The organism is Xenorhabdus khoisanae, from assembly GCF_001037465.1.
GTDB lineage: Bacteria > Pseudomonadota > Gammaproteobacteria > Enterobacterales > Enterobacteriaceae > Xenorhabdus > Xenorhabdus khoisanae.
Map to the genome: position 1 here is coordinate 1 of NZ_LFCV01000063.1, position 13,247 is coordinate 13,247.

Here is a 13,247-nt window from a genome sequence, read left to right on the forward strand (position 1 = left end):
ATTTCAACTGAGTGTGACAACTCCATATTGTTTTTTATAATATTCAGTGTGTTCATGGAAGTCTCTTTTTTACGTGATTTTCTAATTTGATAACGTAATTAAAATTCAGGATTATCAAACCAGATGTATAAATTCCACTTGAGTCTGTTACAGCAGTTTTTTCTAAAGTCTGCAATTTGACCCTCCCATAAAATTCAGAAATTCACTTACATAATTTTACAAACTTAAACATTGTATAATAGATTTTAACTTTCAACTAGTTTCTATTTCCGTCAGAAATAGTAAATCAAGTTAATATGTTAGTTGTTTTTCTGGTTGTCCCTGTATTGACTGGAATTACTAGTATAGTGATATTCGGCCATGCGGCTGGTAATGGACATGTTTTATTGGCATCTTTTAATGGCAATATTGTGATCTCAACGAATGTTATCTTTTCGATTCAGCGGGATTATGATCCGACAAGGTTAATGATCCGTCTATCCGATAGAGACTGGATAAAATTTGAAAATACATCTATGAGGGCAATAACATGATTCGATTTGAGGACAAGGTTGTTATTATTACCGGCGCAGGAAGCGGTATCGGGGAGGCTACAGCAAAGCGCTTTTCACAAGAGGGAGCTATTGTTGTATTGGCTGGGCGGGATACTGATAAGCTTAATCGTGTACTCGGTGAGTTATCATCGGACAAGGCGTTGGTGATTCAGACTGATGTTACAGATCGGGAATCGGTCAAAAATATGGTTGATGAAACGGTCAGTCATTTTGGTCGGATAGACATTCTGGTCAACAATGCGGGTTTGTATGCTGTGGGTGATTTATTAAGTGCTTCACAAGAAGATGGTAATGCAGTCTTGGCTACAAACCTCAATGGCGTACTCAATTGTAGCTATTTTGCTTTACCTCATTTGCTGGAAAGCAAAGGGTGTATTGTCAATAACGCTTCTGTATCCGGGTTAGGGGGAGACTGGGGAGGTGCTCACTATTGTGCAGCGAAAGGCGCAGTGGTGAATTTAACGCGTGCCATGGCGCTGGATTATGGCTCACAGGGTATTCGCGTCAATGCCGTTTGCCCAAGTTTAGTATTGACGCCGATGGTCGATCGTTTTGACGATGACACCCTGAAACATTTCGACAGTCGTATTCCGTTGAAAAGGGCAGGTCAACCTTCCGAAGTTGCAGCCGCCATTGCATTTTTAGCGAGTGAAGATGCCAGCTTCATTAATGGTGTGAACCTGCCAATAGATGGCGGGGTAACCGCATCCAATGGCCAACCCAATTTTAACTAAGGATATTGTCCATTAGATTAATGGACGAAAGGTGGCCCCACAATGCGTGGAGCCACTTAATTTTATTCCAGTGAACGGTAGTTGTTTGAGTTATTCAATAAGGCAGAGTGATTTTGACTTACAACTTTGGCTAGTTCATATAATGTGGGATGAGTGAACAATGTTGCCAATGGAATTTCCATGTTTTTCTCACACATGCGGGCCAACAATTGTATTGCTATCAGTGAATGACCTCCCAGCGCGAAGAAATTGTCATGGCGGCCTACCTGTTCCCGTTCCAGTAACTTCTGCCAGATCTCAGCCAGTGCAATTTCCATATCACCGGATGGCGCTTCGTAATCGGAAATTGTTACAACGGCAGATGGATCTGATGTCAGCGTATCTTGCAGTAAATCAGCCTGAATAGCGTTGAAATCGGCCAGTAATTGCTGGTGTTCTGTGACGGGTAACGTGGAAATGCTCATGATGGAACGTTGAGGGTCAATTTCCAATGTTTCCACCAGATCAGTCAGGGCAGTGGTTATATCAGTAATCAGTCGTGCCGGATCGAGACCTGATACAGCCTGAGCCGTCAACAGAAAACCTTTACCCAAATCATCTACAGCCAGATAGATGGGATAGCTGGTTCTTTCCCGTCCTGTCACCAGACGTATACCTTCCCATCGGGTGTGGATGACATTCGGTTGGCTATGGCGATAGTTAAGGAGTGTGTTAAAGAGCGGCAGGGGAGGCTCTACAGCACTACAGCGCTGAGCCAGTGCTAATGGTGCCTGTTCGTGTTCAAGTAACTGCGTCAAATTGCGGTAAGCGGTTTGTACGGTTTCTTGTACGCTGTTCCCTGCAAGTGGGATTCGTACAGGCAGGGTATTGATGAATAATCCCAGAATCCGTTCAATATCAACGCTTCCCTGCATGCGTCCGAGCAAGACCGTGCCGAAGACAATATCATCTCGTCCGCTTATTTTTGCCAGAACTTGTGCCAACGCGACATGGAACAGCACTCCGGGACTAACCCCCTGTCGGCGCGCCTGTTTGCGAATAGCTCTGGCGAGTGCTGCATTAAGTGGCTTGATAACCTCAGTTGCCGATCTGTCTCCACTGTGTACATCCCGTATTCCGAAGGGCGCAGTCGGTGTATTCACACCAGCGAGTACTCTACGAAAATAGGTTTCGTGGTCTGACGTCGGCACTTGCAAGGACTGGGCGATAAAGTTGCGGTAAGGCAGTACAGGCGGCAATACAGGAGATAAGTGTTCGGTACGGTGGTGCAGCAGTTCGTTGATTTCGGCAATGATAAGATTCAACGAAATATGGTCATTGAGTATGTGGTGACAGCAGAGAGCCAGCAACCATTCCTCTTGCTGCGGATCGTGGGCAATATCAGCAGATAATAGCGGAGCCTGACTTATATTGATGCGATGCCGACAAGGATCGGTATGTGCCAGCAATTGAGATGACACGTCTTTATCGCCGTCTGGTACAAAGGTGTTGATGTGCAGGGATGCCTGACGACAAACAACTTGCACGGGTTGTGTTAAACCTTGCCAGCAGAAAGCAGTACGCAGAATATCGTGGCGGTTAATGATCTGTTGTAAAGCCGTCAGAAAAGTATCAAGACGTTCGCGGGTGTCGAAAGCGAGCAAGAGGTGCAACAGATAAACATCTCCTTGTGTTTGCAGGAGATGGTGGAACAGCATGCCTTCCTGTAATGGTGCAAGTGGATAAATATCCTGAATGTTGGTCATACCATCGGGGATCGTGGCGGCGATAGTCTCAATTTCATGTTGCGTCAGGGAAACCAGCGGCAGCATATCAGGAGTGATGGCGGTGCAACCATCAGGGATGAGATTGGGCGGTACGGTGAACGAGGTTGTATTATTGTTCCCGATGACCTGCATGATTTTCGCCATTCCAGCCAGCGTTGGTGTGGAAAACACGGTACGAATATCAAGGAGCCAACCTTGGTTACGCAGCCGCTCGATCAGGCTGATGACCATCAGGGAATGGCCTCCCAGCTCAAAGAAATGGTCATAACGCCCGACTTTTTCCAACCCTAATAATGCCTGCCAGATCTCGGCCAACACTATTTCCCTGTCACCGAGCGGCGATTCATAAGCGTGAGTCACGATAGACGCCTGATCCGGCCTCGGCAGCGCTTGGCGGTTGAGTTTGCCATTGGGGAACAACGGAAAAGCATCTAGTGTCACAAATGCACTGGGCAACATGTAGTCGGTAAGGTGCTGTGCAAGTTGCTGGCGCAGTTCTGCCGGCACCAGTTCCGTATTCGGTTCAGCGAGCAGATAAGCAACAAGACGTTTGTCGCTCCCTGTTTTTTCATAACCACCTGTTTTTCCATAACCACCTGTTTTTCCATAAAAAGCATCTTCGCGAGCAAGCACGATAGCTTCACGTACGCCGTGACATTGCATCAATCTGGTTTCGATTTCCCCCAGTTCGATACGGAAACCGCGTAGCTTGACCTGAAAATCATTGCGACCAAGGTATTCGATATTGCCATCAGATCGCCAGCGGGCTAAATCGCCGGTCTTATACATACGGGCGTTGGGATGTTCGCTAAAGGGATCAGTAACAAATTTCTCTGCTGTCAGTGCTGGTTGGTTTGAATAACCACGGGCGACGCCCATGCCTCCGATATAGATTTCACCACTTACGCCGATAGGAACTGGCTGACCAAGTGCATCTAAAATATAGATACGGGTATTGGACAGGGGCCGGCCAATCGGAATGTTGTTAGTGATAGAGGGGATAGATGTATTACCTATCATCATTTTTTTATCGATCGCTATCGTCGTGGCAGTGATGGTGATTTCTGTGGGACCATAGGCGTTGAACCAGCGGCAGGATTGGGTTTCCGGGCACGACAGCCAATCCATTAAACAGCGGTGATCCACTTTATCACCCCCAACAATAATGGTACGTAGATAGGGGCTGAAACCGCCACGTCCTGCCTTTATTTCTTGTACCCAATGGTGCCAGAAAGCGGTTGGTAAATTGATGATCGTCACTTTCTGTTCACGCAAAAAATCGACAAAAGCGCTATTTGGTATTTTGATATGGGATGGGCGCAGAACCAGCGTCGCGCCCGATGCCAGAGTAGGGAAAATATCTGACACGGAAATATCAAACGCGAAGGTCACAAATTGCAGAATACGATCACCCGGGCGGGGTTCACTCACCTGACAATGTGCATGAATAAGGCTCACGACATTGTGATGTTCTAACATAACGCCTTTGGGATTGCCGGTTGAACCTGAGGTGTAGATGATATAGGCCAGATGGTGCGGTTGAAGCCCTGTCTGCTGGCTGTCAGGGTTATACGTCGGCTGTTTTTGCATGCTCTCATGATGAATTTCATCGTCCAACAGCCGGATGGGAATATCTTGTATTGGTAAGCGTGTTTGTAAATGTTTTTGGGTCAACAATATGGCAGGCTGGCAGTCCGATAACTGATAAACCAACCGTTCAGTAGGATAGTCTGGATCAAGTGGAACATAACCGGCCCCGGCTTTTAAGATCCCGAATAGACCGATGATCATATCCAAACCCCGTTCAACATAAATTGCGACACGATCATCAGGGCGGACACCAAAATCAATCAGGCTGTGCGCCAGTTGATTAGCGCGTCGGTTCAGTTCGTGATAACTCAAGGATTGCTCTTCAAAAATTACCGCCGCCGCATCTGGTGTGCGTTGCACTTGCGCTTCGAACAGTTGGTGAATCAAGGTATCTTGTGAAAAACCGACAACCGCGTTTTGCAAAGATGGCGTGGTATTGAAATCGACCAATAACTGTTGGCGTTCTGCAACGGATAATATCGGTAAGCGAGCAATGGCTTGTGTCTCATCGCTTGTCATGGCTGTCAGCACATTGGTGAAATAATTCACCATGCGTTCAATCGTCTTCCGCTCGAACAGACTTGAAGCGTATTCCAGATAACCACTGATGTCATCTTGGGTTTCGGTCAGTGACAGTGTCAGGTCAAAATACGCACTGTGGTGTGGTGGCTCCATCAACGAGACAGATAAACCCGGCAATTCAAGGAACTGTGTGGAAGTATTGTTTAGTGTAGAAATATTGTTCAGGGCCAGCATAACCTGAAAGATCGGGTTATAGCTCAGGCTGCGTTCTGGTTGTAGGGTTTCCACCAATTGTTCAAAAGGCAGATCTTGATGTGCATAGGCTGCCAGTGCCCGTTCACGGACATGAGCGAGCAGATTTGCCACAGAGTTGCATTGTTCCAGTTCGACGCGTAAAGGCAATGTATTGACAAAAAAGCCAATCAATCCCTCAAGGTCACTTAATGAACGGTTGGCGACAGGGGTGCCAATAACGATATCGTCCTGTCCGCTTAAACGGGCAAGCACGATGCTCCAGGCTGCAAACAAGGTCATAAATAACGTTGTATCCTGACGTTGGCCGAGTGCTTTGAGGGCAGACAATAAATCAGCATTCAGGTGAACGGGCACATGATTGCCTTTGTAACTTTGTTCTGGCGGGCGTGGATGATCGATAGGGAGAGCCAGCAATGTCGGTGCGTTTTGAAGCTGCTTTTGCCAGAAATCCCGTTGGGCAGTGAGAACCTCACCTTGTAGTCTTTTCTGCTGCCAGACGGCGTAGTCCGCGTACTGGAGGGGAAGGTGGGGTAAAGGATCGCCATATTCTCCTAGTGCGGAACGGTAGAGAGCACCCAGTTCGCGGAACAATATCCCGGTCGACCAGCCATCGGTGATGATGTGATGCTGGATAATAATCAGCACATGTTCTTCATCAGACAGTTGCAGCAATTGGCCCCGAACCATTGGCTCATTAGCAAAATCAAACGGGGTTTGTGTTTCGAGTTCCACTAATTCGTTGATACAGGTCAGGCGAGAAGTTTCGTCTAATCTGCGCAGATCCTGATAGGTCAGAGAAAACCCAGTATCTGCGCTGTCGATATGTTGGTAAGGCTGTTCATCAATCAGGACAAAACGGGTGCGCAAACTTTCATGCCGGCTGACGAGATGGTCAAGCGCAGCCGTAACCGCAGTATGATCAAGATGCCCGCTGAGATGCAGGACTATCGGGATGTGATAGGCCAGATTGGTTTTGGTATTGAGGCGGGTAAGGAACCACAAACGTTGTTGAGAGAAAGAGAGTGGCAGTGGCTGACAGCGATCAGCAGCAGGAATAACGATTTGGGTTGTCACTGGCGTGTCGGTGAGCAAGGTAGCCAAATCGGACAGGACAGGGTGAGAAAAAAGTTGCTGTAAGTGCAATTCCCGCGACAGTTTTTGGCGTATTCGCGCGGCAAGTTGGATGGCGAGCAGGGAATGACCACCGAGTTCAAAGAAATGATCATGACGACCCACTCGTTCCAGTTTCAGCAGTGCTTGCCAAATCTCAGCCAGCTCAATTTCCATATCTCCGATGGGGGCTTCATAGTTACGGGTCACGAGTGCCGTCTGGTCGGGCATTGGCAGTGCCTGACGGTCGAGCTTGCCATTGGGTGTCAATGGAAAGGCATTAAGCGTCACAAAGGCACTGGGCAGCATATACTCAGCAAGGTGTTGGGCAAGTTGCTGACGTAATTCTGCTGGCACCAGTGTCGCATCGGGTTTAGCGAGTAGATAGGCAACCAGACGTTTTTCGCCCGGCGTATCTTCCCGGGCAATCACAACCGCTTCGCGTACATCGTGACATTGCGTCAGTCTGGCTTCAATCTCGCCAAGTTCGATACGGAAGCCGCGTATCTTGACCTGAAAATCGTCACGGCCAAGATATTCAATATTCCCGTCAGGTAACCAACGAGCCAGATCGCCACTTTTGTATAGACGGGCATCAGGGCCTGAAGAAAAAGGATCAGAGATAAAGTGTCTTGCGGTGAGTTCTGGAAGATTCAGATAACCGCGGGCGATACCGGTTCCGCCAATGTAAATCTCACCGATGGCTCCTATTGGAACCGGTTTTCCGTGGCTATCGAGAAGATAAATTTGGGTATTGGCGATGGGTTTCCCGATGGGTATCCGTCCGATATAACGTTCCTGCACACATTGCCAGGCGGTAACATGAACCGCTGCTTCAGTAGGACCATATAAATTGTGTAACTGACAGTGAGCAAAATGGGACAGGCATTGTTGCTGCAAGATATAAGGAAATGCTTCACCACTGCATAAAATGTGGCGCAGGGAAGGGCAGCGTCCGACGGGAATAGCATGGAGAAATCGTTGTAGCATGGCAGGCACAAAGTAGATGATCGTAATCCTGCGCTTTTCTATCTCGGACAGTAAATAGTGCGGATCTTTATGGCCATCGGGGTGAGCCAAAATTAGTTGGGCACCAAACATCAGGGGCGGGAATAGCTCCCAAACGGAAACATCAAAACTGAACGGTGTTTTCTGCAAGACACGATCCTGCGGGGTTAATTGATAAGTCTCCTGTGCCCAGAATAAACCATTCACGACACCGCGATGCTCATTCATTACCCCTTTGGGCACACCCGTCGAACCCGAGGTATAAATGACATAAGCCAGATGGCGTGGTGTCAGGCCAAGAATTTGGGGATCTGGGTTGCTGGTTGGCATGTCCGCCATAAGAGATGCAAGATTATTGAGATCTACAATGGGTACGGTGTTGGTTAGCGGATTGATCAATGTTGTTTGGGTGAGCAAGGCAACAGGAGCGGCATCCTCAAGTATATAGGCCAGTCGTTCGGCAGGGTAGTTTGGATCGAGCGGGACATAGGCACCGCCGGCTTTTAGGATAGCGAGTAATCCTACCATCATGACAGGACTACGTTCAGAACAAATCGCTACCCGATCATCCGGGCGGACACCTAAGGCAATCAGATGATGCGCTAAACGATTGGCTTGACGGTTCAGTTCAGCATACGTCAACGATTGTTCTCCAAAGGTGATAGCAATCGCATCGGGATTGTGCTGTACCTGCTTTTCAAACTGCTGGTGGATAAGCGTGTTTTGCGGGAAATCGGCTGCTGTATTATTGAAATCCACCAGCAACTGTTGACGTTCCCTAACGGGCAAAATCGAAATATCCAAAATTGGCTGGTGGGGTGAGGTTTCCAGCGTTTCGACTAATCCCGTCAGGGCAGTGGTCATATAGCCGATCAGCCGAATCGGATCGATATCCGATACGGTTTGGGCAACTAAACTAAATCCATCACCCCAATCATCGACAAACAAACCGATAGGATAATTAATTCTCTCTTCTTGCATCAGCAAACGCATACCTTCCCATTTAGCAAAGGTAGTCTCTGATTGACTATGACGATAATTGAGTAGTGTATTGAAGAGCGGCAAAGGGGGTATCACGTCACTACAATATTGGGCTTGCGTTAGTGTTGCCTGTTCGTGCTCCAGCAACTTCATCAGCCTGAGATAGGTTTCCTGAACGGTTGTCTGTGCGCTGTTATCCGTAAGCCTGATCCGAATGGGTAAAGTATTAATAAGCAGCCCCATCATTTGATCGATGCCCGTACCGCCCTGCATGCGTCCCAGCAATACCGTGCCAAAGACCACATCATCACGTCCGCTTACTTTTGCCAGCACCAGAGCCAAAGCAACATGAAACAATATACTGGGGCTGACACCCTGACGTTGGGCTTGTGTGCGGATAGCTTTGGCAAGTAGTTCATCTATGGGCTGTTTAGTCTCCGATATCTGCCTGTTCCCGCTGTGAATATCCAGTATCCCGAAAGGCGCTGTCGGTGTATCTACATCAGAGAGCACGTTACGGAAATAGGCTTCGTGCGCTGAGGTCGGCGTCTGCAAGGATTGAGCGACAAAGTGACGATAAGATAATACCGGGGATAATTTTTCAGAGTGACGATTGTCAAGACATCCGCTTTCGGTATGGCTACGCAATAATGTGCCGATTTCATCAATGATACGTTCCAGTGTTATATGATCACAGACTAAATGATGGATACACAAAACCAGTAACCACTCATCCTGACGCGGATCATAGGCAATATCGGCTGAGAATAGCGGTGCCCGACTCACATCAAGACGGTAGTGATGGGGATCGGTATGTGACAATAATTGAGAAGGGATATCCTGTCCGCCATCCGGTAAAAACGTATTAATGCTCAAAGATGCCTGCCGCCAGACGACTTGCACCGGCTGCACCAATCCCTGCCAGTAGATTGATGTATGCAGAATATCGTGACGGTCAATGACCTGTTGTAAAGCCGCCAGAAAGACGTCCAGCCGTTCGCGGGTGTTGAAGGCAAGCAAATTGCGTAACAGGTAAGTATCCCCCTGTTTCTGCAACAGATAATGGAACAAAATACCTTCCTGCAATGGCGCGAGCGGATAGATATCCTGGATATTGACAGCACCATCAGGAATAGTGGCGGCGATGGCATCAATATCTTGTTGGGATAGGGAAACTAAAGTCAGCATGCCGGGTGTAATGGCTGTACAGCCGTCAGGGATGAGATTGGGCGGCACAGTGAACACCGTCGTATTTTTTTGTTCCCTGTTTCCTTGAACTGTATTCTCCTGAGCCGACAGTAGCGCTTTTGCCATCTCGTTCAGCACGGGTTTGGTGAATATAAGCTGGATATCAAGAACCCATCCCAGATCGCGCAGTTGTTCGATCAGGCTAACGGCGATCAGCGAGTGCCCGCCAAGCTCGAAAAAGTGATCGTAGCGGCTGACATGTTTCACTCCGAGCAACCTTTGCCAGATTTGGCTCAGGGTGGTTTCTGCTTCCCCGATAGGGGCCTGATAACTGCGTGTGACAATTGCAGTATGATCGGGTTTGGGGAGCGCCTGACGGTCGAGTTTGCCATTGGGTGTCAGTGGGAAGGCATCAAGTGTCACAAAGGCACTGGGTATCATATATTCTGCAAGATGTTGTGCGAGCTGTTGCCGCAATGCCATTGGCTTCAGTTCAGCATCCGCCTTAGGCAGTAAATAGGCGACCAGTTGTTCTGGAGCCGATCCATTTTCATCGGACGTGTTTTCATCGGAACGATTTTCGCAAGCCAGCACAACAGCTTCACGCACGCCGTGGCATTGCCGCAGTCTTGCCTCGATCTCTCCCGGCTCAATGCGGAAACCGCGCAGTTTGATTTGAAAATCATTGCGGCCGAGATATTCAATCTTGCCATCGGGTAACCAACGCCCCAGATCGCCGGTTTTGTACATACGTGCGTTGTGCACAGAAGAGGAGAACGGATTGATAAGGAATCGTTCGGCAGTGAGTTCGGGGCGATTCAGATAGCCGCGGGCAACGCCGACACCAGTAATATAAATCTCTCCCACGACTCCCTGCGGAACGGGTTGACCGTAAGTGTCAAGGATATAGATTTGAGTGTTGGAGATGGGATGACCAATCGGTGGCGCATGATTTTCCTGATTATCAAAGGCTTCCTGATTACCAATGCTTTCCTGACTCCCACATTGGCAGATGGTGGAACAAATGGTGGTTTCCGTCGGGCCATACGCATTGATCATCTGCCGTCCTTGCGCCCAGCGTTTGACCAGCGTAGGTGGACATGCTTCCCCTCCCACCATTAAGATTTGCAGTGTTGCCGGAAGGGTATCCATTGTTGCCAGAGCGGTGGGGGACAAGAGGGCGTGAGTAATGGCATGAGTCTCTAAATAGTGAGACAGCGTTGTTCCCGGCAGAAGATGCTCCCGTTTGGCAAGATAAAGGCGAGCGCCCGCCAATAGTGCCATATAACATTCCCAAATGCAGGCATCGAAACTGTTTGAGGCAAACTGCAAGATTCGACTGTCTGGAGTGATGGCGAGTGTGTCTTGCTGGGTGGTAATCAAATTACCCAAACTGCGATGTTCGATCATGACGCCTTTAGGTTGCCCTGTGGAGCCAGAGGTATAAATGACATAAGCCAGATGACGGGAAGTCAGCCCCAGTGCTTGTACTTCCGGGTTTTCTTCCGATCTTTCATCCAAAACAGAATATTCTGGAGTATCGAGTAGTAAGGTTGGCAGGTGACTGTTCCACGTTTCTGCCGTCATCGTTTGAGTAATCGTCGTCTGAGTCACCAGAGCCACGGGGGTTGAATCATTGAGCATATAGATCAGCCGCGTGGTCGGATAAGTCGGATCGAGTGGCACAAACGCGCCCCCAGCCTTGAGGATACCTAATAAGCCGACCACCATTTCCAGACTGCGCTCAATACAAATTGCCACCCGATCATCAGGACGAACGCCAAGGGAAATCAGATGGTGTGCCAGACGATTGGCACGTTTGTTCAATTCATCGTAACTCAGCGATTGCTCTTCAAAGACCACGGCAATGGCATCCGGTGTGCGTTGTGCTTGTGCTTCGAACAGTTGATGAATCAGGGTATCCTGCGGGAATTCAGCTTGGGTGGCGTTGAAATCCACCAATACTTGTTGGCGCTCAATGTCGGGCAGGAGAGGCAGATCGACTATTTTTGTATCCGTCAGGGAAGGGATCTCCAGAGAAGTGAGAGCGGCATCAAGCAAGACGGCAAGACGGGACTGGAGCGCCATAACTTCCGTGGTATTCAGGTAATCAGGAGAAAAATAGAACTCAATGGAAATCGGGGAATAGGTATCTTCAGGACGGGCGGTGTTTATAAATTGTTTGATTCTGATACAAAGCGGATAGGGGGCACCGGAATGTAGGTCGAAAAGTTTGACGCTGGTGTTCTCTCCTTCCATATGCAGATTTGTTTTAAACGGTTCGAGAGATAACGTCACATCAAATAATCGCGCATTCCCGACTTTTTGCCGGATGTGTCGTTGTCGGTTGAATTCTACGATGGGAAAGCGTTGATGCTCATGGCAAAGACTCATTTCGGTTGCAGCTTTGCGCATGACATCACGAAACGTATCCTCCGGAGAAAGGGTGATGCCAATGGGGATCACGGTTGCGAACATTCCCATCGTGCATTTTTGTCGCGTATTTTTGCGGTTGTGCAAGGGACTGCCGATGACAATTCTGTCTACATCTGTTGTTCGTGCGAAATAGCAGGCCAGAATGGCATACATGAAATGCAGGAAAGGTAATCCTTGTCCGCCAACCGCCTTTTCGATGCGTTTAAAAAGTGTCTGGTCGATTGACCAGCGAACAGGCTGAGACACAATGGGATTAGCTTGTTTGTGGTTCTTATTGTTATTGACATCAATGCTATTGGAATTGGCAGGCTGGAGTAAAGGGGGAGGCAGGTTTTCATAACGCTTCAACCAAAATTGCATGTCCTGTGAGTAGTGTTCAGAAGCAAGATAGTTGAGGTTATCCGTAATAAAATCAAGATAAGAGTGAGCGGAGTTGTTCAGTGTTTCTCCTTTCATCAGACGGTTGTAGGCATTGATAACCTTGTCAAGGAGTATGAACATACCCGTGCCATCAATGATCAAATGATGACAACAAAATTGCCAGTACCGACAGGTATTGCTGACCCGCAATAATTTGGAACGCCACAGCGCCTCATCCAAATGAAATGGGCGCATGAACTCGGCATCCATATATTGTTTTGCTCTGATTTCAGCGTCTGGATACGATGAAAAATCGTGTATCTCCACAACCGCAGGAAGAGAATGAGCAATCTTCTGAGTGGGCAAAGCATGGGTGTTGCTCAGTTGCAAACGTAGAGCGTCATGGCAATAAACAACGGCTTCAAAGGCCCGGGCAAATAATGCTTCATTCAACTCTCCTTCAATGCAGATGAAAAGGCTGAGATGGTAGTTGGAAGAATTGGGATGAATAGCCTGATCAAACCAGATAGCTTGCTGAGGAGAACTGAGAGGATAGGTATGCGAGGGGAGAGAATTATTATTACGAACTGCTGAGAAAGTTTGTGAAGAGTTGTTATGTGACATTCTCATTTCTCCTTGGTAATAGTTCTGCTTTACAATAGTAACCATGAGAAATTAAGTTAACTGAAATAAATACTGTATGTCGATATTTTTTGTTATCGGAAAGTTAATCGTAACTGCGG

At 48.0% G+C, this 13,247-nt stretch carries 2 protein-coding genes; one reads left to right on the forward strand and one right to left on the reverse strand.

The window, feature by feature from the left end:
- Positions 1 to 529: 529 nt before the first annotated feature.
- Complete coding sequence (gene budC / locus AB204_RS10255) at positions 530 to 1,288, forward strand: meso-2,3-butanediol dehydrogenase (RefSeq protein WP_047963288.1); 759 nt, start codon at positions 530 to 532, stop codon at positions 1,286 to 1,288.
- Between the two features lie 62 nt (positions 1,289 to 1,350).
- On the opposite strand, the gene AB204_RS10260 is transcribed toward budC, so the two are convergent.
- Positions 1,351 to 13,134, reverse strand: coding sequence for a non-ribosomal peptide synthetase (locus AB204_RS10260; RefSeq protein WP_084728559.1), 11,784 nt, complete (start codon positions 13,132 to 13,134; stop codon positions 1,351 to 1,353).
- Between the last annotated feature and the right edge of the window lie 113 nt (positions 13,135 to 13,247).